Genomic DNA, 24,605 nt, shown 5'->3' with positions numbered 1-24,605 from the left:
AACGTCATTCGGAGATAGATATGACTGCGCTCTACATGATTGTCGGCACCCTGGTGGCCCTGGGTGTATTGGTCACATTCCACGAGTTTGGCCACTTCTGGGTAGCCCGGCGCTGCGGTGTCAAAGTACTGCGGTTCTCCGTGGGCTTCGGTACACCACTGCTGCGCTGGCATGATCGCCAGGGCACCGAGTTCGTGGTGGCCGCCATCCCGCTGGGTGGCTACGTGAAGATGCTCGATGAGCGCGAAGGCGATGTGCCGACGGCACTGGCCGACCAGGCGTTCAATCGCAAGTCGGTGCGCCAGCGCATTGCGATCGTGGCCGCAGGCCCGATTGCCAACTTCCTGTTGGCCATCGTGTTCTTCTGGCTGCTGGCCATGCTCGGCACGCAGCAGATCCGTCCGGTGATCGGTGGCGTCGAGCCGGGAAGCTTGGCCGCTTCTGCTGGCCTGGCCGCCGGTCAGGAAATTGTCTCGGTCGATGGCAAGGCGACCAGCGGTTGGTCAGCCATCAATCTGCAGCTGGTCAGGCGCCTGGGCGAGAGCGGCACTTTGCAGCTCGGTGTGCGTGACGAGGGCAGCAGTGCCGAGCGCCAACTGCCAATCAAACTGGATCATTGGCTCAAAGGTGCCGACGAGCCTGACCCTATCCAGTCCCTGGGCCTGCGCCCGTGGCGGCCTATGGTGTCTCCGGTGCTTGCCGAGATCGACCCGAAGGGCCCAGCGGCATCTGCTGGCCTGAAGGTCGGCGACAAACTGCTTGCCCTCGACGGGGCGGCGTTGAACGATTGGCAGCAAGTGGTGGACAGCGTCCGCGCCCGGCCGGATGCCGCTGTGGTGTTGCGCGTCGAGCGCGATGGCGCGGCCCTGGATGTGCCGGTCACCCTGGCTCACAAAGGGGAAGGCAAGGCTGTCGGTGGCTACCTGGGGGCAGGCGTGAAGGGCGGCGAATGGCCGGCAAACATGCTACGAGAAGTCAGCTATGGGCCGCTGGATGCCGTTGGCGAAGGCCTATCGCGTACCTGGAACATGAGCGTGCTGACCCTCGAGTCGCTCAAGAAAATGCTGTTCGGGGAGCTCTCGGTAAAAAACTTGAGTGGACCGATAACCATTGCTAAAGTGGCGGGCGCTTCAGCCCAGTCCGGCGTGGGGGATTTCCTGAATTTCCTGGCCTACCTGAGCATAAGCCTGGGGGTTCTTAACCTGCTGCCCATTCCAGTACTGGATGGGGGGCATTTGCTGTTTTACCTGGTCGAGTGGGCGCGCGGTCGTCCGCTGTCGGAACGGGTGCAAGGTTGGGGGATTCAGATCGGTATCAGTTTGGTCGTAGGGGTGATGTTGCTCGCCCTGATCAACGATCTGGGTCGACTATAAAAGCTTCGCACAATTGCGAGCCTGCCGTTTCCATACGGCGGTTGTTTATTGCCAGTTGGAATAAAAGGACTTCATGAAACGTCTGCTGCTAACTGCGGTCATGTCCGCACTGATGATCGCTGAAGTTCACGCCGAGTCCTTCACCATCTCCGATATTCGTGTCACCGGCCTGCAGCGGGTATCCGCTGGCAGCGTGTTCGGCGCTTTGCCGCTGAACGTTGGCGACCAGGCCGACGACAAGCGTCTGGTGGACTCCACCCGCTCGCTGTTCAAGACTGGCTTCTTCCAGGACATTCAGCTCAACCGCGACGGTAATGTACTGATCATCAACGTGGTCGAGCGCCCGTCGGTGTCGAGCATCGAGATCGAAGGCAACAAGGCGATCAGCACCGACGACCTGATGAAGGGCCTGAAGCAGTCGGGCCTGGCTGAGGGCGAGATCTTCCAGCGTGCTACCCTTGAAGGCGTGCGCAACGAGCTGCAGCGCCAGTACGTTGCCCAGGGCCGCTACTCGGCCGAGGTAGACGCTGAAGTGGTGCCCCAGCCGCGCAACCGCGTAGCCCTGAAGATCAAGATCAACGAAGGCACCGTCGCTGCCATCCAGCACATCAACATTGTTGGCAACACGGTGTTCAGCGACGAAGAGTTGCAGCAGCTGTTCGAGCTCAAGACCACCAACTGGTTGTCGTTCTTCAAGAACGACGACAAGTACGCCCGCGAAAAACTGTCCGGTGACCTGGAGCGCCTGCGTTCCTACTACCTAGACCGCGGCTACATCAACATGGACATCGCCTCTACCCAGGTGTCGATCACCCCGGACAAGAAGCACGTCTACATCACCGTCAACGTCAACGAAGGCGAAAAGTACACCGTTCGCGACGTGAAGCTGTCGGGTGACCTCAAGGTGCCGGAAGACCAGGTCAAGTCGTTGCTGCTGGTGCAGCCTGGCCAGGTGTTCTCGCGCAAGGTGATGACCACCACCTCCGAGCTGATCACCCGTCGCCTGGGCAACGAAGGCTATACCTTCGCCAACGTCAACGGCGTGCCGCAGCCCAACGATCAGGACCATACCGTCGACATCATGTTCGTGGTGGACCCTGGCAAGCGCGCGTACGTCAACCGTATCAACTACCGCGGCAACACCAAGACCGAAGACGAAGTGCTGCGCCGCGAGATGCGCCAGATGGAAGGTGGCTGGGCGTCGACCTACCTGATCGACCAGTCCAAGACTCGTCTGGAGCGCCTGGGCTTCTTCAAGGAAGTCAACGTCGAAACCCCGGCCGTGCCAGGCACCGACGACCAGGTCGACGTCAACTACAGTGTCGAAGAGCAAGCTTCCGGCTCGATCACCGCCAGTGTCGGTTTCGCCCAGAGCGCTGGCCTGATCCTGGGTGGCTCGATCAGCCAGACCAACTTCCTCGGCACCGGTAACAAGGTATCCATCGGCCTGACCCGTTCGGAATACCAGACCCGCTACAACTTCGGCTTCGTTGACCCCTACTTCACTGCCGACGGCGTGAGCCTGGGCTACAACGCCTTCTACCGCAGCACCGACTACAGCGACCTCGACGTCGACGTGGCCAGCTATGCCGTGGATAGCCTGGGTGCCGGTGTGAGCCTCGGCTACCCGATCAGCGAAACCTCGCGCCTGACCTATGGCCTGAGCGTTCAGCAGGACAAGATCAAGACTGGTAAGTACACCGTCGACGAGATCTTCGACTTCCTCGAGAAGGAAGGTAAAAGCTTCACCAACTTCAAGGCCTCGATCGGCTGGTCCGAGTCGACCCTGAACAAAGGTGTCCTGGCAACCCGCGGTCACTCCCAGAGCCTGACCCTGGAGAGCACCATTCCGGGTAGTGATCTGTCGTTCTACAAGCTCGACTACCGCGGCCAGTTGTTCAAGCCGATTACCAGCGACTACACCCTGCGCCTGCACACGGAACTGGGCTATGGTGATGGTTTCGGTGGCACCTCGGGCTTGCCGTTCTACGAGAACTACTATGCTGGTGGCTTCAACTCTGTGCGTGGCTTCAAAGACAGCACTCTTGGTCCGCGCAGTACGCCAAGTCAGGGTACAAACCCAGGTACGATCAAGGATCCGGACCAAGACCCACTGCCGTTCGGTGGCAACGTGCTGGTCCAGGGTGGTGTGGAGCTGCTGTTCCCGCTTCCGTTCGTCAAGGATCAGCGCTCGCTGCGGACCTCGGTGTTCTGGGACGTAGGTAACGTGTTCGACACCAACTGCGGCAGCAAGCCTGATTGCGAGAAGGTCGGTTTCTCGGGCATGGCCAGCTCCGTCGGTTTGGGTGTGACCTGGATCACTGCACTGGGCCCGTTGAGCTTCAGCCTGGCGATGCCGGTCAAGAAGCCGGACGATGCTGACACCCAGGTGTTCCAATTCTCTCTGGGCCAGACCTTCTAAGGTCGGCCCTTGCTTAACGACAACGGTTTTTCCAGGAGTGCATCGTGCGTAAATTGGCTCAACTGGCCGTAGTGGCCGCGGCGCTGGTCGCCACCCCGGCTTTCGCCGAAATGAAAGTCGCTGTGCTGAACTATCAGATGGCCCTGCTCGAATCCGATGCCGCCAAGAAGTACGCGGTCGACGCCGAGAAAAAGTTCGGCCCGCAGCTGACCAAACTGAAAAGCCTGGAAAGCAGCGCCAAGGGCATTCAGGACCGTCTGATCAAGGGCGGCGACAAGATGCAACAGCAAGAGCGCGAGCGCCTGGAGCTGGAATTCAAGCAAAAAGCCCGTGACTTCCAGTTCCAGTCCAAGGAGCTGAACGAGGCCAAGGCCGTTGCTGACCGCGACATGCTCAAGCAGCTCAAGCCCAAGCTGGACGGTGCTGTCGAGGAAGTGATCAAGAAGGGCGGCTACGACCTGGTTCTCGAGCGCGGTGCGGTCATCGATGTCAAACCTCAGTACGACATCACCCGCCAAGTTATCGAGCGTATGAACCAAGCGCGTTGATATGACCGTGACCATGACGCTCGGCCAGCTGGCCGAGGCCCTCGGGGCCACACTGAAAGGCCCTGAGGCGCTGCAGATCACTGGGCTGGCCACCTTGCAGGAGGCTGGCCCGGGTCAGTTGAGCTTTCTGGCCAACCCGCAGTACCGCAAGTACCTGGACGACTGCCAGGCTGCGGCCGTCCTGCTCAAGGCGGCCGATGCCGAAGGTTTTGCCGGCCATGCGCTGATCGTGGCCGACCCGTACCTGGCCTATGCGCGTATTTCTCATCTGTTCGACCCCAAACCCAAGGCTGTGGCGGGTATTCATCCCAGCGCCGTGGTGGCTGAGGACGCGCAGGTGGACGCCAGTGCAAGTGTCGGGCCGTTCGCGGTCATCGAAAGCGGTGCGCGCATCGGTGCTGGTGTCTGCATCGGCGCTCACTGCTTCATTGGCGCACGCTGTGTGATCGGTGAGGGTGGCTGGCTGGCACCGCGGGTCACGCTGTATCACGACGTGACCATTGGCAAGCGCGTAGTCATTCAGTCGGGTGCCGTTATCGGCGGCGAAGGCTTCGGGTTTGCCAACGAGAAGGGTATCTGGCGCAAGATTGCCCAGATAGGCGGCGTCACCATCGGTGACGACGTGGAAATTGGCGTCAACACCGCCGTTGACCGTGGTGCACTGTCGGATACCCGGATCGGCGATGGGGTCAAGCTCGACAACCAGATCCAGATCGCTCACAACGTGCAGATCGGTGATCACACGGCCATGGCTGCCTGCGTGGGTATCTCGGGCAGTGCGCGCATCGGCAAGCATTGCATGCTGGCAGGTGGTGTAGGGCTGGTGGGCCACATCGATATCTGCGACAACGTATTCATTTCCGGAATGACCATGGTGACCCGTTCGATCACTGAACCAGGTTCCTATTCATCCGGTACCGCCATGCAGCCATTGGCTGACTGGCGCAAGAGCGCGGCGCGTATTCGTCAGCTCGATGACATGGCCAAGCGCCTCCAGCAGGTGGAAAAACGTGTCGATACCGTGACCTCAGGTGGCCAGCCGGCATCAGAAGGCTGATACCATTTCCTGAGCAAGAGTGAACAGTCGCTAGCTGGCTCCTCTTTGGATTGCAAAAGGAGCGTGTGGTCAGCACCTGCGCTCCCTATTCTTATTACAGGCTTCCCCCCGAAATGATGGACATCAACGAGATTCGCGAATACCTGCCTCACCGCTACCCGTTCCTGCTGGTAGATCGCGTGACGGATCTGGACTTCGAGGCCCAGAGCATTCGTGCCTACAAGAATGTCAGCATCAACGAGCCGTTCTTCAACGGCCATTTCCCAGCGCACCCGATCATGCCGGGTGTTCTGATCATCGAAGCCATGGCCCAGGCGGCCGGCATCCTGGGCTTCAAGATGCTCGATGCCAAGCCCGCCGACGGCACCCTGTACTACTTCGTTGGTTCCGACAAGCTGCGTTTCCGCCAGCCTGTGCTGCCAGGCGACCAGCTGGTACTGGAAGCCAAGTTCCTCAGCCGCAAAAGCATGATCTGGAAGTTCGAGTGCCGTGCTCTGGTTGACGGCAAGGCAGTATGCTCGGCCGAGATCACCTGTGCGGAACGCTCCCTATGACTTCGATTGATCCAAGGGCGATCATCGACCCGTCGGCCAGGCTGGCCGACGGCGTCGAGGTTGGCCCGTGGTCTATCGTTGGCCCCGATGTCGAAATCGGTGAAGGCACGATCATCGGCCCGCACGTGGTGCTCAAAGGCCCGACCCGGATTGGCAAGCACAACCGCATCTACCAGTTTTCATCGATTGGCGAAGACACCCCTGACCTCAAGTACAAGGGTGAGCCGACGCGGCTGGTCATCGGCGACCACAACGTGATCCGCGAAGGTGTGACCATTCACCGTGGTACGGTCCAGGACCGTTCGGAAACCACCCTGGGTGATCACAACCTGATCATGGCCTATGCCCACATAGGCCATGACAGTGTCATTGGCAACCACTGCATCCTGGTCAACAACACCGCGTTGGCCGGGCATGTGCATGTTGGTGACTGGGCGATCCTCTCCGGCTTCACCCTGGTGCATCAGTACTGCCACATCGGCGCCCATGCGTTCTCTGGCATGGGCACGGCGATCGGCAAGGATGTGCCGGCTTTCGTCACGGTGTTCGGCAGCCCTGCCGAAGCCCGCAGCATGAACTTCGAAGGCATGCGCCGGCGTGGCTTCAGCGATGAGGTCATCCATGCCTTGCGCCGCTCCTATAAGATCGTCTACCGCCAAGGCCTGACTGTCGAAGAGGCGGTCAAGGAGCTGGAAGAGCTCGCGGCCAAGCACGATCAGGTCGAACTGTTCCGCCAGTCGATCGTGAACTCCGCCCGCGGCATCACCCGCTGAAATGGGGCAGCTTTGCGTAGCCCTGGTCGCAGGTGAGGCCAGCGGCGATATTCTCGGGTCCGGGCTGATGCGCGCCCTCAAGGCGCGCCATCCCGATATCCGTTTCATCGGCGTGGGCGGCCCGCTGATGGAGGCCGAAGGCCTGCAGTCGTACTTCCCGATGGAGCGCCTGGCAGTCATGGGCCTGGTCGAGGTACTGGGGCGTCTGCGCGAGCTGCTAAAGCGCCGCAAAGCGCTGGTCCAGACCCTGATCGGCGAACGGCCCGATGTGTTCATCGGTATCGACGCGCCAGACTTCACCCTTAACATCGAACTGAAACTGCGCCAGGCCGGAATCAAGACAGTGCACTATGTCAGCCCGTCAGTCTGGGCGTGGCGGCAGAAACGTGTGCTGAAGATCCGCGAAGGTTGCGACCTGATGCTCACGCTGTTGCCGTTCGAGGCGCGTTTCTACGAAGAACAGGGCGTACCGGTGCGCTTCGTGGGCCACCCCTTGGCCGATACCATCCCGTTGACGGCAGACCGGCACGCCGCTCGCAGCGCGCTGGGGCTGGCCGACGGGCCAGTGGTGGCGTTGATGCCGGGAAGCCGGGGCGGTGAGGTGGGGCGCCTGGGCACGCTGTTCCTCGATGCCGCTCAGCGCCTGCGTGAGCTGGTGCCTGGGGTGCAGTTCGTGCTGCCCTGCGCAAACCTTGCGCGGCGTGCTCAGGTGGAGCAGATGCTGGCAGGTCGCGACCTGCCGTTGACCTTACTCGATGGTCAGTCGCACCAGGCGTTGGCCGCCTGCGACGCGGTGCTGATTGCCTCTGGTACCGCCACACTCGAGGCGCTTTTGTACAAGCGCCCGATGGTCGTTGCCTATCGCCTGGCACCCTTGACTTACTGGATACTCAAGCGCCTGGTGAAAAGCCCTTACGTCTCGTTGCCCAACCTGCTGGCCCAGCGTGAGCTGGTGCCGGAGCTGTTGCAGGATGCCGCGACCAGTGAAGCCTTGGCGCAGACCTTGGCGCCGCTGATCGCCGGGGGTGCCCAGCAGACCGAACGCTTCGATGAGATTCACCGCACCCTGCGCCGCGACGCCTCCAACCAGGCGGCCGATGCAGTGCTGGCCTTGCTCAAGGACCGCTGATATGCAGATTGGATTGGACTTCAACTTGGTCGAAGACCTGGTGGCCGGCGTTGACGAGGTCGGGCGCGGCCCGCTGTGTGGTGCAGTGGTCACGGCGGCGGTCATTCTCGATCCGGCTCGGCCGATCCTGGGCTTGAACGATTCGAAGAAACTCACCGAAGCCAGGCGTGAGGCATTGTTCGACGAAATATGTGAAAAAGCGTTGAGCTTTTGCATCGCCCGCGCTGAAGTCGATGAAATCGACCGGCTCAACATCCTGCATGCCACCATGCTGGCCATGCAGCGTGCGGTTGAAGGGCTGCACATCACACCGAAGCTGGCCTTGATCGACGGTAATCGTTGCCCGCAACTGGCCGTTCCGGCTGCACCGGTGGTCAAGGGCGACAGCCAGGTGCCGGCCATTGCCGCCGCATCGATTCTGGCCAAGGTGACCCGGGATCGGGAGATGAGCGCATTCGAGCTGATCTACCCTGGCTACGGCATCGGCGGGCACAAAGGCTACCCTACTGCAGTGCACCTGGAGGCCTTGGCGCGGCTGGGCCCCACTCCCATCCATCGGCGCTCATTCGGCCCGGTGCGCGCCGCGTGGGAAGCCCGAGCAAGCTTCACTCACGCACTGATCTGATCCAATGGGGCCGCTATGCGGCCCCAAATGCTTCGAGCATTTACGCTACAATCGCGCCCTTGTCGTTCAGCACTGCTACAGGACTTTCCATGTCGGTTCCCTTCGTTCACCTGCGCGTCCATTCCGAATTCTCGCTGGTAGACGGCCTGGTGCGGATCAAGCCGCTGGCCAAGGCGCTGGCGGGGATGAACATGCCTGCGGTGGCGATCACCGACCAGAGCAACATGTGCTCGCTGGTGAAGTTCTACAAAACCGCCATGGGCGCCGGGATCAAACCGATCTGTGGCGCCGACCTTTGGCTGGCCGGCGCCGACCCGGAAGCACCGCTGTCGCGCATCTGCTTCCTGGCCATGAACCCCCAAGGCTACCGCAACCTCACCGAGCTGATTTCCCGTGGCTGGACCGACGGTCAACGCAACGGGCTGGTGATTGTCCAACGCGAGTGGATTGCCCCTGCCAGTGATGGGCTGATTGCCCTGTCTGCGGGCAAGGAAGGCGACATCGGCATGGCGCTGGCGAGCGGCCGTCAGGCTGAAGCCCAGGCCCTGCTGCGCGACTGGATGGGCATGTTCCCAGACCGCTTCTACGTCGAGGTGCAGCGCACCAACCGTGCGGGTGACGAAGACTACGTACACGCCGCCGTGGCCCTGGCCGACCAGCTCGGCGCGCCGTTGGTGGCCACCAACGACGTACGTTTCATCAAGCAATCGGACTTCGATGCTCACGAAACCCGGGTTTGCATCGGCGAAGGCTGGACCCTCGACGACCCGCGCCGGCCGCGCAACTACAGCGACCAGCAGTACCTGAAGTCGGCCGAAGAAATGGCCGAGCTGTTCAGCGACCTGCCCGATGCAATCGCCAACACTGTGGAAATCGCCAAACGCTGCAACATCCAGGTGCAGCTCGGCAAGTACTTCCTGCCCGACTTCCCGACGCCCAATGGCATGGGTATCGACGATTATCTGCGCCATGTCTCGCACGAAGGCCTGGAGGAGCGCCTGGCGGTGCTCTGGCCGAAAGAGACCACGCCCAACTACGAAGAAAAACGCCAGGTCTACCTGGACCGGCTGAAGTTCGAACTGGACATCATCATCCAGATGGGTTTCCCCGGTTACTTCCTCATCGTTATGGACTTCATCAAGTGGGCCAAGAACAACGATGTGCCGGTAGGCCCGGGCCGGGGTTCGGGTGCCGGTTCCCTGGTGGCCTACGTGCTGAAGATCACCGACCTCGATCCGCTGGCCTACGACCTGCTGTTCGAGCGCTTCCTCAACCCTGAACGTATTTCCATGCCCGACTTCGACGTCGACTTCTGCATGGATGGCCGCGACCGGGTGATCGATTACGTGGCCGAAGCTTATGGCCGTAATGCCGTGAGCCAGATCATCACCTTCGGCACCATGGCCGCCAAGGCGGTGGTGCGCGATGTGGCGCGGGTGCAGGGCAAGTCCTACGGCCTGGCCGACCGGCTGTCGAAGATGATCCCGTTCGAAGTGGGCATGACCCTGGAGAAGGCCTACGAGCAGGAAGAGATCCTGCGCGACTTCCTCAAGGGCGACGAAGATGCCCGCGAAATCTGGGACATGGCGCTCAAGCTCGAAGGGGTGACCCGAGGCACCGGCAAGCATGCCGGTGGCGTGGTCATCGCGCCAACCAAACTCACCGACTTTTCGCCGATTGCCTGTGACGAGGAGGGCGGCGGCCTGGTGACCCAGTTCGACAAGGATGACGTCGAGGCGGCGGGCCTGGTGAAGTTCGACTTCCTTGGCCTGCGCACCTTGACCATCATCAAGTGGGCGATGGAAATCATCAACCGCGAGCAGGCCAAGCAGAACCTGCCTGACGTCAACATCGATTTCATCCCCCTGGATGACCGCAAGACCTACGAGTTGCTGCAGAAAGCCGAAACCACGGCGGTGTTCCAGCTCGAATCCCGCGGCATGAAAGAGCTGATCAAGAAGCTCAAGCCCGACTGCCTGGAAGACCTGATCGCACTGGTGGCGTTGTTCCGCCCCGGCCCGCTGCAATCGGGCATGGTGGACGACTTCATCAACCGTAAGCACGGCCGTGCCGAACTGGCCTACCCGCACTCCGACTACCAGTACGAAGGCCTCAAGCCGGTGCTGGCGCCCACCTACGGCATCATTCTGTACCAGGAACAGGTGATGCAGATTGCCCAGGTGATGGCAGGCTACACCCTGGGCGGTGCAGACATGCTGCGCCGGGCAATGGGTAAGAAAAAGCCTGAAGAAATGGCCAAGCAGCGGGGCGGCTTCATCGAAGGTTGCGTTGCCAACAACATCGATGCTGATCTGGCCGGTAACATCTTCGACCTGGTGGAAAAGTTCGCAGGTTACGGCTTCAACAAATCCCACTCGGCCGCCTATGGGTTGGTTTCTTATCAGACTGCATGGCTGAAAACCCACTATCCTGCGCCTTTCATGGCAGCGGTACTCTCAGCGGACATGCACAACACCGACAAGGTGGTGGTGCTGGTCGAGGAAGTGCGCAGCATGAAGCTGCGCCTCGATGCGCCGGATGTGAACTTCTCCGACTTCAAGTTCACCGTCAACAACGATGGCCGCATCGTCTATGGCCTGGGTGCGATCAAAGGCGTCGGTGAGGGCCCGGTGGAGGCCATCGTCGAAGCGCGTGCCCAAGGCGGGCCGTTCAAGGACCTGTTCGACTTCTGCGAGCGCATCGACCTCAAGCGGGTCAACAAGCGCACCCTCGATGCCTTGATCCGCAGTGGTGCCCTGGACCGGTTGGGCCCACATTTCCATGACGAGATCAAGGCGTATCACGCCAGTATCGACATCAACCGCGCCACCTTGCTGGCGGCGCTGGGCGAGGCCATCAAGGCCGCCGAACAGGCTGCGCATACCGCCGACAGTGGCCATGTCGACCTGTTCGGCGGCATGTTCGACGCCGCAGACGTGGACGTCTATGCCAACCACCGCAAGGTGCGTGAGCTGACCCTCAAGGAGCGCCTTAAAGGCGAGAAGGACACCTTGGGCTTGTACCTCACCGGCCATCCGATCGACGAATACGAAACCGAGATCCGCCGTTTCGCCCGCCAGCGCATCATCGATCTCAAGCCCTCGCGCGAGACTCAGACCATCGCCGGGATGATCATTGCCATGCGGGTGATGAAGAACAAGAAAGGCGACAAGATGGGCTTCGTCACCCTCGATGACCGCTCCGGGCGCATCGAGGCTTCGCTGTTCGCCGACGCCTACGTGGCGGCCCAGTCTTTGCTGCAGACCGATGCCATGGTGGTGGTCGAAGGCGAGGTCAGCAACGACGACTTCTCAGGCGGCCTGCGCCTGCGGGTCAAGCAGGTGATGACCATGGAGGATGCACGCACCAAGCTGGCCGAGAGCCTGCGCTTGAAGGTGGCCCATGAGGCACTCAAGGGCGACCGCCTGAAATGGCTGGGCGAGTTGATCACCCGGCATCGCGGCGCCTGCCCGATCACCCTCGAGTACACCGGCAGCGATGCCAAGGCCATGCTGCAGTTCGGTGACCAGTGGTCGATAGACCCGGCCGACGGCCTGATTCAGGCACTGCGTGACCAGTTCGGACGTGAGAACGTCTTCCTGCAATATCGTTGAATCGACGAAATTTAATCTCGACCTATATGCGCCTGATCCCTTAAGGTATGGCGCCAAACGGATCAACCGGCCGGCCGCCTGGCCGTAGACCCAAGACGGATGACTATGAACCCGAATTTTCTCGATTTCGAACAGCCGATTGCCGACCTGCAAGCCAAGATCGAAGGCCTGCGCCTGGTAGGCAACGACAACTCGCTGAACATCAGCGATGAAATTGCCCGTCTGCAAGACAAGAGCAACACCCTGACCGAAAGCATCTTCGGCAACCTGACCAGCTGGCAGATCGCCCGCCTGGCGCGCCACCCACGTCGTCCTTACACCCTGGACTATCTGGAGCACATCTTCACCGAGTTCGAAGAGCTGCACGGCGACCGCCACTTTTCCGATGACGCCGCCATTGTTGGTGGTACCGCGCGTCTGGATGGCAAGCCGGTGATGGTCATCGGGCACCAGAAGGGCCGTGAAGTGCGTGAAAAGGTACGCCGCAACTTCGGCATGCCGCGCCCTGAGGGCTATCGCAAGGCCTGCCGCCTGATGGAAATGGCCGAGCGCTTCAAGATGCCGATCCTGACCTTCATCGACACCCCGGGCGCCTACCCTGGCATCGACGCCGAAGAGCGTAACCAGAGCGAGGCCATCGCCTGGAACCTGCGGGTCATGGCTCGTCTGAAAACCCCAATCATCGCTACCGTGATCGGTGAGGGTGGTTCTGGCGGTGCACTGGCCATCGGCGTGTGCGATCAGCTGAACATGCTGCAGTACTCCACCTACTCGGTCATCTCGCCCGAAGGCTGCGCCTCGATCCTGTGGAAGACCGCCGACAAGGCTGCCGACGCCGCCGAAGCCATGGGCATCACTGCCGAGCGCCTGAAAAGCCTGAACATCGTCGACAAGGTCATTGAGGAGCCGCTGGGCGGCGCCCACCGTGATCCGGCCAAGATGTCCGAGAGCATTCGTGCCGACTTGGTACAGCAGCTGGACATGCTCGGCAAGCTCGACCACGACACCCTGCTGGCCCGTCGTTACGACCGCTTGATGAGCTACGGCCTCTGATTCATCCCAGGGCCGCGCTGCGGCCCATATGGGCGCGGCTTCACCCGCGAAACAGGCGATGCGGTGCACGGCACTGGCTTCGCGTGGGTTCGCGGGCAAGCTCGCATGGATCCGGTTATCAAGCCAAGTGAGGCGCACATGATCAACCTCACCCCTTGGCGCAACGCCCCCACCTGGTACATCGCTTTCTCTGGCGGCCTCGACTCAACCGTGCTTCTGCACCTGTTGGCCGAATACGCCCGCCAAACTTCAGCTCCTGCGCTGCGTGCCTTGCACATCCATCACGGCCTGCAATCGGCCGCCGACGCCTGGCCGGCCCACTGCCAAGCCATCTGCGACAAGCTCGGCATCGAGCTCCAGGTCATCTACGTCCAGGTTTCCTCCAGCGCCAGCCTCGAACAGGCCGCCCGCGACGCGCGATATGCAGCCTTCGAGCAGATCCTCGCGCCCGGTGAAATCCTGTTCACCGCTCATCACCGCGACGACCAGGCCGAAACCTTGCTCCTGCGCTTGCTGCGCGGCGCCGGGTTGCGTGGCCTGGCGGCAATGCCTGCGCAGCGACGATTAGGGCAGGGCAGCCTGGTTCGGCCATTGCTGGGAACCTCGCGTCAGCAGTTGCATGACTACGCCCACGCCAATGAGTTGGTGTGGATCGAAGACCCGACGAACGTGGATACCACCTTCGACCGCAACTACCTGCGCGCAGAGATGTTTGCGCCATTGCAGCAGCGTTGGCCCCAAGCCCGCCAGAACATCGCCCGCTGTGCAGAACACCTGGGGGAGGCTCTGGGCTTGCTCGATGAATTGGCTGCAGGCGACCTGGCGCAAGCCGTGCAGGGCGCAGCACCTGCCTGGGCAACGTTGCCCTCGCTCGACTTGGCGACGCTTGTCCGATTGTCGCCTGCGCGCCAGCGCAATGCCTTGCAATACTGGCTCAGCAAGCGAACCCGGTTACCCGACACGCGGCATTGGGCGGGCTGGGCAAATCTGCGGGACGCGGCGGCGGATGCGCAGCCGGTCTGGCGGCTCGCTGACGGGTGCCTGCTGCGTAGCCAGGGGCGCATCTGGTGGTTGAGCGGGGACTGGCTGCAAACACCCAAAGGTGAGTACCCATGGGCAGACCCCGGCGCCAGCCTGGCGCTGCCTGGCAACGGCTACGTGCGTCTTGATGTCGCTGGGCCGCAGAGCGATCTGCACATCGCCTACCGCCAGGGCGGTGAGATGCTGGATGTCGCCGGGCGCGGGCGACGCGACCTCAAGCGCCTGCTCAACGAGTTGCAGGTCCCGCACTTTGTGCGCCCGCGCCTGCCCTTGCTGTTTTGCGGCGAACGCTTGCTGGCGGTGGCCAATCTGCCATCCTTGGCCCAAGCCGATTGCCAGCTTCATTGGGCGCTGCCGACGAACGCGCAAGGTTTGAGCTGAAGGGTACATTCCGGTAGACTACCCTCCCTTCTTGATACAACTTCTGTGGCTTCCCCGGAAACACAGCAGTTGCCGATTACCAAGCAGTTTTTTGCTGGGCTGATTCTGAAAATGACGAGCGAGCTCCATGCCGGGAATACTCCTGGTCTGTACAGACGCGGCAGTTTTTCGAGATGCACTGTGATTGACGCAGGTGATCGGGGGCTTCGGCCTTCCTTCGCTTTCTCCGGCGGCGCTGGCCGCCTTAACGCAGACTTCTAGGGTTTTTCATGACGCGCTACATATTCGTCACGGGCGGTGTTGTTTCTTCATTGGGGAAAGGCATTGCCTCGGCTTCCCTGGCGGCCATCCTGGAAGCGCGGGGCCTGAAGGTCACCATGCTCAAGCTGGATCCGTACATCAACGTCGATCCGGGCACCATGAGCCCGTTCCAGCATGGTGAGGTGTTCGTCACCCACGATGGCGCCGAGACCGACCTGGACCTGGGCCACTACGAGCGGTTCATCCGCACCACCATGACCCAGAACAACAACTTCACCACCGGCCGCATCTACGAGCACGTGCTGCGTAAAGAGCGCCGTGGTGACTACTTGGGCGCGACCATCCAGGTCATTCCGCACATCACTGACGAAATCAAGCGCCGCATCATCAAGGGTGCAGGCGATGCCGACGTGGCCCTGGTGGAGATCGGCGGTACGGTGGGCGACATCGAATCGCAACCGTTCCTCGAGGCGATCCGCCAGCTGCGGGTGGAAGTAGGCTCCAAGCGCGCCATGCTGATGCACCTGACATTGGTACCCTACATCGCCACTGCTGGCGAGACCAAGACCAAGCCGACTCAGCACTCGGTCAAGGAACTGCGTTCCATCGGCCTGCAGCCTGACGTATTGATCTGCCGTTCCGACCACCCGGTCGATGCCTCGTCGCGCCGCAAGATCGCGCTGTTCACCAACGTCGAAGAGCGTGCGGTGATTTCGCTGGAAGACGTCGACACCATTTACAAGATCCCAGGTGTGCTGCACGCCCAGGGCCTGGACGACTTCGTCGTCGAGCGTTTCGGCCTGCAGTGCAACAGCGCCGACCTGTCCGAGTGGGACAAGGTCGTCGATGCCAAGCTCAACCCTGAGCAGGAAGTGACCATCGCCATGGTCGGCAAGTACATGGAGCTGCTGGATGCGTACAAGTCGCTGATCGAAGCGATGAGCCACGCCGGCATCACCAACCGAACCAAGGTCAACCTGCGTTACATCGACTCCGAAGACATCGAGAACCAGGGCACCAGCCTGCTCGAAGGCGCCGATGCCATTCTGGTGCCAGGCGGTTTCGGCCTGCGTGGCGTGGAAGGCAAGATCACGGCCGTGCAGTACGCCCGTGAGAACAAGGTGCCGTACCTGGGCATCTGCCTGGGTATGCAGGTGGCCGTGATCGAGTTCGCCCGCAACGTAATGGGCTGGAAAGACGCCAACTCCACCGAGTTCGACCGCAACAGCGGCCATCCGGTGGTCGGCCTGATCACTGAGTGGGCCGATGCCACAGGTGCCGTCGAAACCCGTACCGAAGCGTCCGATCTGGGCGGTACCATGCGCCTGGGCGCGCAGGACTGCCAACTGGCTGCCGGCTCCAAGGTCCACGACTGCTATGGCAAGGACGTGATTACCGAGCGTCACCGTCACCGCTACGAAGTCAACAATAACCTGCTGCCTCAGCTGGTTGATGCTGGCCTGGTGGTATCTGGTCGTTCCGAGGACGGCGCGCTGGTCGAAGTGGTCGAATCCAAAGATCACCCATGGTTCGTGGCTTGCCAGTTCCACCCGGAGTTCACCTCCACCCCGCGTGACGGCCACCCGCTGTTCAGCGGCTTCGTCAAAGCGGCCCTGGCCCAGAAGAACAAAGCCTGATTTTTTCAGGTCTTTGATGAGTTTTCCGACGGTTAAAGCCGCGCAAGGCTCATTTCTCGGGTAAAGTACGCCGCGATCTTCCCCTGACCGTTCGGTCAGGGGTCGCTTCTGCCAGGCCTGCCTGCTGCGTCCCCGCCTGGTGCAAGGCAAGAATTTCCTAAAGTTGCGTTGTTTTCGTCAATTCTGGAGTGCTTACAACAATGGCAAAAATCGTCGACATCAAAGGTCGTGAAGTTCTCGATTCGCGTGGCAACCCCACTGTGGAAGCCGATGTACTGCTCGACAACGGCATCATCGGCAGCGCTTGCGCGCCGTCCGGTGCTTCCACCGGCTCGCGCGAAGCGCTGGAGCTGCGTGATGGCGACAAGAGCCGTTACCTGGGCAAGGGCGTGTTGAAGGCCGTCGCCAACATCAACGGCCCGATTCGTGACCTGCTGCTGGGCAAGGATCCTTCCGACCAGAAGGCCCTGGACCGCGCCATGATCGAGCTGGACGGTACCGAGAACAAGGCCAAGCTGGGCGCCAACGCCATCCTGGCCGTGTCCCTGGCTGCCGCCAAGGCCGCTGCACAGGACCAGGATCTGCCACTGTACGCGCACATCGCCAACCTCAATGGCACCCCAGGCCAGTACTCCATGCCGGTTCCGATGATGAACATCATCAACGGCGGCGAGCACGCCGACAACAACGTCGACATCCAGGAGTTCATGGTTCAGCCCGTTGGCGCCAAGACCTTCTCCGACGGCCTGCGCATGGGCACCGAAATCTTCCACCACCTCAAAGCCGTGCTCAAGGCCCGTGGCCTGAACACTGCCGTGGGTGACGAGGGTGGTTTCGCCCCGAACCTGGCTTCCAACGAAGACGCCCTGGGCGCCATCGCCGAAGCTGTGGAAAAGGCCGGCTACAAGCTGGGCACCGACGTGACTCTGGCATTGGACTGCGCGGCTTCGGAGTTCTACGAAGACGGCAAGTACAACCTGTCCGGTGAAGGCAAGTCGTTCGACGCCGAAGGGTTTGCCGAGTACCTCAAAGGCCTGACCGAGCGCTTCCCGATCATCTCGATCGAAGACGGCCTGGACGAGTCCGACTGGGCTGGCTGGAAAATCCTCACCGACAAGATCGGTACCAAAGTACAGCTGGTGGGTGACGATCTGTTCGTGACCAACACCAAGATCCTCAAGGAAGGCATCGAGAAGGGTATCGGTAACTCGATCCTGATCAAGTTCAACCAGATCGGCTCGCTGACCGAAACCCTGGAAGCCATCCAGATGGCCAAGGCTGCCGGCTATACCGCGGTGATCTCGCACCGCTCCGGTGAAACCGAAGACTCGACCATCGCCGACCTGGCTGTGGGTACCGCTGCTGGCCAGATCAAGACTGGTTCGCTGTGCCGTTCCGACCGTGTCTCGAAGTACAACCAACTGCTGCGCATCGAAGAGCAACTGGGCGCCAAAGCGGTTTACCGTGGTCGTGCCGAGTTTCGCGGCTAAGCAAGAGATGGTAAAAAGACAGCAACCGAGGCTGTCGGGGCTTGGGTACTGAATTTCGGTACCCAGCCATCCGGCGCTTCATGCGGGTTTCTGTCCACGAAGCCTGGCCTCGGCCAGGCTTCGTGCTATATGACGTCCGTGTGCGGCGGTCTTTAATCTGGATACCTTGATGCGCAGTCCCTATTGGTTGTTCCTTGTCCTGCTTGTGCTGCTCGGTGGCCTGCAATACCGCCTTTGGGTGGGTAACGGCAGCCTGGCGCAAGTGGCCGAGCTCAAGCAGCAGATCGAAGAACAGCATGCCGAGAATGAACGGCTGCTGGAGCGTAACCGTGTGCTCTATGCCGAGGTGCTGGAGCTCAAAAAAGGTATGGAGACCGTTGAAGAACGGGCTCGTCATGAACTTGGAATGGTCAAAGAGGGCGAAACCCTCTACCAGCTGCCGCAAAAATGATTGAACCCTTACCGGCTTTCTGGGCCGTGATCCCTGCAGCGGGCGTGGGTGCCCGCATGGCTGCCGATCGCCCCAAGCAATACCTGGAGCTGGCTGGGCAGACGCTGCTCGAGCATAGCCTCGATTGTTTCCTTGGCCACCCCTCGCTCAAAGGCGTGGTGGTCAGCATCGCCGAAGACGACCCTTACTGGCCTCGGCTTGGCTGCGCCAGTGATCCGAGTATTCAGCGTGCACCGGGCGGTCGTGAACGTGCCGATTCGGTGCTCAATGCCTTGTTGTTGTTGCATGCCCAAGGGGCATCGGAGCACGACTGGGTGCTAGTGCACGATGCGGCGCGGCCGAACCTGGCCCGTAGTGACCTGGACAAGCTGCTGTCGGAGTTGGCCGGTGACGCCGTCGGTGGGCTGCTGGCGGTGCCGGCTCGGGATACGCTCAAGCGTGCCGATGCCAGTGGGCGGGTCGCCGCGACGGTGGACCGCAGCACCATCTGGCAAGCGTATACGCCGCAGATGTTTCGCTTGGGCATGTTGCATCGGGCATTGGCCGAGAGTCTGGTTTCCGATGTGGTAGTGACCGATGAGGCTTCTGCCATCGAGTGGTCTGGGCAGGCGCCGCGCCTGGTCGAGGGGCGCAGTGACAACATCAAAGTCACCCGACCGGAAGACCTGGAGTGGTTGCGTCAGCGCTGGGCGGGCAGGCGCTGATCAACCGTTACTGCTCCGGTCTGGTTGCGTGCGAACCCGCCCGTAAGGGTGGCGCTAATCTGAAAACCTGCGCAGCCCCGGCAGGTTTATCCGCGAAAACGCCGGCCTGGGCAGATGCGTCAATCCTCCCGCACCCTAGACATGCCGATACTCCGGCAGGCCGCCTAGGCCCTCTTTCAGATAATCAACCAGCCGCCTGACCTTCGGCGACAGATGCCGCTGCTGCGGATACAACGCCCATACCGCCGTATTCGGCGGCTGGTGCCCCTCAAGCAACGACACCAGTGCGCCAGAGTTCAGGTGTTCGAGCACGTAGTAGTCAGGTAACTGGCACAACCCCATGCCCAACAACGCGGCATCCAGCACCGCCTGGCCACTGTTGCAACGCCAGTTGCCCTGTACCCGCTGACTGATCTCACGGCCATCGTATTGCAGTGCCCACAGATCGGAGCTGCCGATCAGGCAGTTGTGCCTGGCCAGTTCGGAAAGACTGTGCGGCCGCCCGTAGCGCTCCAGGTACGCCGGCGACGCGCACAAGTACATGCGCCGCGGTGCAAGGCGCGTGGCGATCAGCCGCGAGTCGGCCAGCCGGCCGAGGCGAATGGCCAGGTCCATGCCTTCGTGCAGCAGGTCCAGGGTGCGGTTGCTCAGCTCCACTTCGACCCGCAATTGCGGGTACAGCGCCATGAAGCGGGTCACCAATGGCACGATGAAGCGCTCGCCGTAGGCCACCGCACAGGTCATGCGCAGCAGGCCCTTGGGCTCGCTGGCAAGGTCACCCATGGCGCGCAAGGCTTCTTCACGGCCGTCCTGCAGGCGCTGGCAGTGTTGCAAGAAAGTCTGCCCAGCTTCGCTCAACGCTACCCGGCGGGTACTGCGGTAGAGCAAGCGGGTTTGCAGGCGCTCCTCCAAGCGAGCGATCTGCCGGCTGATATGGGACGACGATACGCCCAAGCGCTCGGCGGCCGCCGTGAACTGACCGGACTCGGCCACGGCGACAAATTCGTCAATGCCTTCCCAACGGCTGCTCATGAATTATCCCTGTATGGCAATAATGTTTTGGCTTGGCTCGGATTATTTATCAAAAGTGGCTGGATTACACTGCTGGATTGAATCGATCCTCTGTCTGGAGACCCTGTGATGATCAAGTCCCGTGCTGCCGTAGCCTTCGAGGCCAAGAAACCCCTGGAAATCGTCGAAGTCGACGTGGCCATGCCCAAGGCCGGCGAGGTGCTGCTGCGCGTGGTCGCCAGTGGTGTTTGCCACACCGACGCCTACACCTTGTCCGGTGCCGACCCTGAAGGCATCTTCCCGTCGATCCTCGGCCACGAAGGTGGGGCGATCGTCGAAGCCGTGGGCGAAGGCGTGACTTCGCTGGCGGTGGGCGATCACGTGATCCCGCTCTACACCCCCGAATGCGGCAAGTGCAAATTCTGCCTCTCCGGTAAGACCAACCTATGCCAAGCCATCCGCGCCACCCAAGGCAAAGGCTTGATGCCCGACGGCACCACGCGCTTCTCGTACAAGGGCCAGCAGTTGTTCCATTACATGGGCACCTCGACCTTCTCCGAGTACACCGTACTGCCCGAAATCTCCGTGGCCAAAATTCAGAAAGAAGCGCCGCTGGAGAAGGTCTGCCTGCTCGGTTGCGGGGTCACCACCGGCATCGGCGCGGTGCTCAATACCGCCAAAGTGAAAGCCGGTGACACCGTGGCCATCTTCGGCCTGGGCGGTATCGGGCTGTCGGCGGTAATCGGTGCGGTCAAGGCCAAGGCTTCGCGCATCATCGCCATCGACATCAACCCAGCCAAGTTCGAAATCGCCCGTCAACTGGGCGCCACCGACTGCATCAACCCCAAAGACTACGACCGCCCGATCCAGGAAGTGATCGTGGACCTCACCGACGGTGGCGTGGACTTTTCGTTCGAGTGCATCGGCAATGTGCAACTGATGCGCGCGGCGCTGGAATGCTGCCACAAAGGCTGGGGCGAGTCGGTGATCATTGGTGTCGCCGGGGCCGGCCAGGAAATCGCTACCCGCCCGTTCCAGCTGGTGACTGGCCGCGTCTGGCGTGGTTCGGCATTCGGCGGGGTGCGTGGCCGCAGCGAGCTGCCAAGCTATGTGGAAATGTCCGAGAAGGGTGAGATTCCGCTCGATACCTTCATCACCCATACCATGGGCCTGGAGGACATCAACAAAGCCTTCGACCTGATGCATGAAGGCAAGAGCATCCGTAGCGTGATCCACTTCTGAGGTCAGCCATGAGCCTGGATAACATCTCCTGCCAGAAAAGCTTCGGCGGCTGGCACAAGCGTTACCGGCATCACTCCAAGGTGCTGGGCTGTGACATGGTGTTCGCTGTATATCTGCCACCACAGGCCGAGCAGGGCGAGAAACTGCCGGTTCTGTACTGGCTCAGCGGCCTCACCTGCACCGATGAGAACTTCATGCAGAAGGCGGGTGCCCAGCGCCTTGCCGCAGAACTGGGGCTGATCATCGTCGCACCCGACACCAGCCCGCGGGGCGAGCAGGTGCCGGGCGACCCTGAGGGTGCTTGGGATTTTGGCCATGGCGCCGGGTTCTATCTCAACGCCACCCAGCAACCTTGGGCGCAGCACTACCGCATGCATGACTACGTGGTGCAGGAACTGCCAGCACTGATCGAGGCGCACTTCCCAGCGTCCGACCAGCGCAGCATCAGCGGCCATTCCATGGGTGGGCACGGCGCGCTGGTCTGCGCATTGCGCAATCCAGGGCGCTATCGCTCGGTGTCGGCATTTTCGCCGATCAGCAATCCGATCGATTGCCCGTGGGGTGAAAAAGCCTTCAGCCGCTACCTGGGTGAAGACCGTGCGCGCTGGCGCGAATGGGACGCCAGCGTGTTGCTGGCCGAAACCCCGGCAGGCCAGTGCCCGCCGGTGCTGGTGGATCAGGGCGACCGCGACGATTTCCTCGAGAAGCAACTCAAGCCCGAGGCATTGGAGCTGGCCGCACGCAAAGGCGGGCATGAGCTCGTTCTGCGCCTGCAGCCTGGCTACGATCACAGTTACTACTTCATCGCCAGCTTCATCGATGAGCACTTGCGCCATCACGCGGTGGCCCTTGGGCGCGTGTAGGCGTCTTGGCGGGCCGCCCAGATGGCAACCCAATAGCGGCTAAAGCAGGTAGAATCACGCCCTGACTCAATCAGGGCGTTCTTCTATGCGTATTGGCCACGGCTACGATGTGCACCGTTTCTGCGACGGTGATTTCATTACCCTGGGTGGGGTGCGTATCCCTCACAAATACGGCCTCCTGGCCCATTCCGACGGTGACGTGCTGCTGCACGCACTGAGCGACGCTTTGCTCGGTGCCGCGGCGCTGGGCGACATCGGCAAGCATTTCCCCGATACCGACCCGCAATTCAAAGGCGCCGACAGCCGTGTGCTGCTGCGTCACGTGGTCGCGATCGTCAACGCCAAGGGCTGGCAGGTCGGTAATGTCGACGCCACCATCGTTGCTCAGGCTCCGAAAATGGCCCCGCACATCGAAACCATGCGTCAGCTGATCGCCCAAGACCTGCAGGTTGAACTCGACCAGGTCAATGTCAAGGCCACCACCACCGAGAAGCTTGGCTTCACCGGGCGTGAGGAGGGTATTGCCGTGCATGCGGTCGCCCTGTTGCTGCCAGCATGACCGAACTGGACTTGCTGGGCCCGCGGGCCACGGGCCAATCGTTGGGCAGCGCCGTGCTCAAGGCCGTGGCTGAAGACTTCCAGGTCGACGAGGTACTGGACATCCCGCTGTCAGGTCAGGGCGAGCACCTGTGGTTGTGGGTCGAGAAGCGTGATCTCAATACCGAAGAGGCTGCCCGCCGGCTGGCCCGCGCTGCCGGTGTGCCAGTGCGCTCTATCAGCTATGCCGGGCTCAAGGACCGCCAGGCCTTGACCCGGCAGTGGTTCAGCCTGCACCTGCCGGGCAAGGCCGACCCGGATCTGGCACGGGCTCAAGACGATACCCTGCGCATCCTCAAGCAGGTGCGCCACCAGCGCAAACTGCAGCGAGGTGCCCATTCGGCCAATGGCTTCACCCTGCGCCTGACCGCGCTGGCGGCTGATCGTCAGGCCCTCGATGCTCGGTTGGAACAACTCAAGCGACAAGGGGTGCCCAACTACTTTGGTACCCAGCGATTCGGCCATGGCGGTGGCAATGTCCACGATGCTCAGGGCTGGGCCGCCCGCCGGGCTTTGCCGGAGCAACGCAACGTGCGCTCGCGCCTGCTGTCGGCAGCGCGCAGCTATGTGTTCAACCAGGTACTGGCGGCACGTGTAGCCGATGGCAGCTGGCAGCGCGCACAAGTTGGAGACCTGCTGGCGTTTACCGATAGCCGTAGCTTTTTCCAAGCAGGCGAGCAGGAATGTTGCGATCCTCGTTTGAGCATTCTTGATCTGCACCCCACCGGCCCCTTGTGGGGGCAGGGGCCGTCGCCTGCGGCTGAGGCGACTTGCGCGCTGGAGACAGCGATAGGCGAGCGTCACGCGGCGCTGTGCCAATGGCTCGCCGATGCGGGCATGGATCACGAACGGCGAATACTGCGGCTCCCTATTGGCGGCCTGACGTGGCATTATCCCGAGCCTGATATCCTGCAACTGGAATTCGTCCTTCCGGCCGGATGCTTCGCCACCGTGGTGGTGCGCGAGCTTGTTGATCTGGTGCCGGCAGGGCAGACGGACAGCCCATGCGTATTCTGATTTCGAACGACGACGGTGTTACCGCACCGGGCCTCGCCGCGCTACATGATGCGCTCGCGGATTATGCCCAGTGCGTGGTGATCGCCCCGGACCAAGACAAAAGCGGCGCCGGCAGCTCGCTGACACTGGACCGGCCGCTGCATCCTCAGACGTTGGCCAATGGTTTCATCAGCCTCAATGGCACGCCGACCGATTGCGTGCACCTGGGCCTCAATGGCTTGTTGCCTGAGCCGGTGGACCTGGTCGTCTCGGGCATCAACCTGGGGGCGAACCTGGGGGATGATGTGATTTACTCCGGTACGGTCGCTGCCGCGCTGGAGGGCCGCTTCCTGGGCGGCACTTCGCTGGCCTTCTCGTTGTTGTCGCGACAGCCTGACAATCTGCCGACCGCCGCCCACTTCGCCCGCCGCCTGGTGGAGGCGCTGCCGCGCCTGCAACTACCACCGCGCACTGTGCTCAACGTGAACATTCCCAACCTGCCGTTGGAGCACATCCGCGGCATTCAGCTGACCCGCCTTGGTCACAGGGCACGGGCGGCGGCGCCGACCAAAGTGGTCAACCCGCGTGGCAAGGAAGGTTACTGGATCGCCGTGGCGGGCGACGCCGAGGACGGCGGGCCGGGCACCGATTTCCATGCGGTCATGCAAGGCTACATTTCGATCACTCCATTACAGCTGGATCGAACGTTCAACGATGCCTTCGAACAGCTCGACGGCTGGCTGGAGGGCCTGCTCTGATGCGTGATCAGGACGATCTGCAGCG

21 protein-coding genes are annotated in these 24,605 nt (G+C 61.7%); 20 read left to right on the top strand and 1 reads right to left on the bottom strand.

Annotated features, from left to right (window positions below):
- The first annotated feature begins 20 nt into the window (after window positions 1-20).
- The 15 genes from rseP to ispD all read left to right on the top strand — a co-directional run bounded on the left by rseP (window position 21) and on the right by ispD (window position 19,113).
- Window positions 21-1,373 (top strand): sigma E protease regulator RseP, encoded by a 1,353-nt coding sequence (rseP, locus tag J5M56_RS06160; protein WP_186477793.1) that lies wholly within the window; start codon window positions 21-23, stop codon window positions 1,371-1,373.
- A gap of 73 nt (window positions 1,374-1,446) precedes the next feature.
- Window positions 1,447-3,795: an outer membrane protein assembly factor BamA gene (gene bamA / locus J5M56_RS06155; protein WP_207870312.1), complete on the top strand. Its 2,349-nt coding sequence runs from the start codon at window positions 1,447-1,449 to the stop codon at window positions 3,793-3,795.
- Window positions 3,796-3,839: 44 nt separating this feature from the next.
- Window positions 3,840-4,343 (top strand): OmpH family outer membrane protein, encoded by a 504-nt coding sequence (locus J5M56_RS06150; protein ID WP_003252311.1) that lies wholly within the window; start codon window positions 3,840-3,842, stop codon window positions 4,341-4,343.
- A gap of 1 nt (window position 4,344) precedes the next feature.
- Window positions 4,345-5,400, top strand: a complete 1,056-nt coding sequence (gene lpxD, locus J5M56_RS06145; RefSeq protein WP_207870310.1) for a UDP-3-O-(3-hydroxymyristoyl)glucosamine N-acyltransferase — start codon at window positions 4,345-4,347, stop codon at window positions 5,398-5,400.
- A gap of 113 nt (window positions 5,401-5,513) precedes the next feature.
- Window positions 5,514-5,954, top strand: a complete 441-nt coding sequence (gene fabZ, locus J5M56_RS06140) for a 3-hydroxyacyl-ACP dehydratase FabZ (RefSeq protein ID WP_060480150.1) — start codon at window positions 5,514-5,516, stop codon at window positions 5,952-5,954.
- Window positions 5,951-6,727, top strand: a complete 777-nt coding sequence (gene lpxA, locus J5M56_RS06135; protein ID WP_207870308.1) for an acyl-ACP--UDP-N-acetylglucosamine O-acyltransferase — start codon at window positions 5,951-5,953, stop codon at window positions 6,725-6,727. The genes fabZ and lpxA overlap by 4 nt, the downstream gene beginning before the upstream one ends.
- 1 nt (window position 6,728) lies before the next feature.
- The gene (gene lpxB / locus J5M56_RS06130) at window positions 6,729-7,856 is read left to right on the top strand and encodes a lipid-A-disaccharide synthase (protein WP_207870305.1); all 1,128 of its coding nucleotides are present in this window, start codon (window positions 6,729-6,731) and stop codon (window positions 7,854-7,856) included.
- Window position 7,857: 1 nt separating this feature from the next.
- Window positions 7,858-8,481, top strand: coding sequence for a ribonuclease HII (rnhB, locus tag J5M56_RS06125; protein WP_207870302.1), 624 nt, complete (start codon window positions 7,858-7,860; stop codon window positions 8,479-8,481).
- 89 nt (window positions 8,482-8,570) lie between these two features.
- The gene (gene dnaE, locus J5M56_RS06120; protein ID WP_207870300.1) at window positions 8,571-12,095 is read left to right on the top strand and encodes a DNA polymerase III subunit alpha; all 3,525 of its coding nucleotides are present in this window, start codon (window positions 8,571-8,573) and stop codon (window positions 12,093-12,095) included.
- Between the two features lie 105 nt (window positions 12,096-12,200).
- Complete coding sequence (accA, locus tag J5M56_RS06115) at window positions 12,201-13,148, top strand: acetyl-CoA carboxylase carboxyl transferase subunit alpha (RefSeq protein WP_060480145.1); 948 nt, start codon at window positions 12,201-12,203, stop codon at window positions 13,146-13,148.
- A gap of 138 nt (window positions 13,149-13,286) precedes the next feature.
- The gene (tilS, locus tag J5M56_RS06110) at window positions 13,287-14,570 is read left to right on the top strand and encodes a tRNA lysidine(34) synthetase TilS (protein ID WP_207870298.1); all 1,284 of its coding nucleotides are present in this window, start codon (window positions 13,287-13,289) and stop codon (window positions 14,568-14,570) included.
- A 269-nt stretch (window positions 14,571-14,839) separates the two neighbouring features.
- Window positions 14,840-16,468 (top strand): CTP synthase, encoded by a 1,629-nt coding sequence (locus J5M56_RS06105; protein WP_050704421.1) that lies wholly within the window; start codon window positions 14,840-14,842, stop codon window positions 16,466-16,468.
- A gap of 200 nt (window positions 16,469-16,668) precedes the next feature.
- Window positions 16,669-17,958, top strand: a complete 1,290-nt coding sequence (eno, locus tag J5M56_RS06100; protein WP_060480143.1) for a phosphopyruvate hydratase — start codon at window positions 16,669-16,671, stop codon at window positions 17,956-17,958.
- Window positions 17,959-18,127: 169 nt separating this feature from the next.
- Complete coding sequence (ftsB, locus tag J5M56_RS06095) at window positions 18,128-18,409, top strand: cell division protein FtsB (RefSeq protein ID WP_060480142.1); 282 nt, start codon at window positions 18,128-18,130, stop codon at window positions 18,407-18,409.
- Window positions 18,406-19,113, top strand: coding sequence for a 2-C-methyl-D-erythritol 4-phosphate cytidylyltransferase (gene ispD / locus J5M56_RS06090; RefSeq protein ID WP_186478712.1), 708 nt, complete (start codon window positions 18,406-18,408; stop codon window positions 19,111-19,113). The genes ftsB and ispD overlap by 4 nt, the downstream gene beginning before the upstream one ends.
- 135 nt (window positions 19,114-19,248) lie before the next feature.
- Here the strand turns inward: ispD and J5M56_RS06085 are convergent, their stop codons facing one another.
- Window positions 19,249-20,145, bottom strand: coding sequence for a LysR substrate-binding domain-containing protein (locus J5M56_RS06085; RefSeq protein WP_186478711.1), 897 nt, complete (start codon window positions 20,143-20,145; stop codon window positions 19,249-19,251).
- A 108-nt stretch (window positions 20,146-20,253) separates the two neighbouring features.
- Here J5M56_RS06085 and J5M56_RS06080 point away from each other — a divergent pair, with 108 nt between their 5' ends.
- The 5 genes from J5M56_RS06080 to surE all read left to right on the top strand — a co-directional run bounded on the left by J5M56_RS06080 (window position 20,254) and on the right by surE (window position 24,580).
- On the top strand, window positions 20,254-21,366 hold the full coding sequence (locus J5M56_RS06080; RefSeq protein WP_060480139.1) for an S-(hydroxymethyl)glutathione dehydrogenase/class III alcohol dehydrogenase: 1,113 nt from the start codon (window positions 20,254-20,256) through the stop codon (window positions 21,364-21,366).
- A gap of 8 nt (window positions 21,367-21,374) precedes the next feature.
- Entirely contained in the window at window positions 21,375-22,229 is an 855-nt protein-coding gene (gene fghA / locus J5M56_RS06075) for an S-formylglutathione hydrolase (protein WP_186478710.1), read from the top strand.
- Window positions 22,230-22,314: 85 nt separating this feature from the next.
- Window positions 22,315-22,788: a 2-C-methyl-D-erythritol 2,4-cyclodiphosphate synthase gene (gene ispF, locus J5M56_RS06070; RefSeq protein ID WP_060480137.1), complete on the top strand. Its 474-nt coding sequence runs from the start codon at window positions 22,315-22,317 to the stop codon at window positions 22,786-22,788.
- Window positions 22,785-23,843 (top strand): tRNA pseudouridine(13) synthase TruD, encoded by a 1,059-nt coding sequence (gene truD / locus J5M56_RS06065; RefSeq protein ID WP_186478709.1) that lies wholly within the window; start codon window positions 22,785-22,787, stop codon window positions 23,841-23,843. Before ispF ends, truD begins: the two co-directional genes overlap by 4 nt.
- Complete coding sequence (gene surE, locus J5M56_RS06060; RefSeq protein ID WP_186478708.1) at window positions 23,831-24,580, top strand: 5'/3'-nucleotidase SurE; 750 nt, start codon at window positions 23,831-23,833, stop codon at window positions 24,578-24,580. Before truD ends, surE begins: the two co-directional genes overlap by 13 nt.
- Window positions 24,581-24,605: the final 25 nt, after the last annotated feature.

Source organism: Pseudomonas sp. 51_B, assembly GCF_017491595.1.
Classification (GTDB): domain Bacteria; phylum Pseudomonadota; class Gammaproteobacteria; order Pseudomonadales; family Pseudomonadaceae; genus Aquipseudomonas; species Aquipseudomonas promysalinigenes.
Note: the sequence above shows the minus strand (reverse complement) of the source record. Positions and strands in the feature narration are given on the sequence as shown.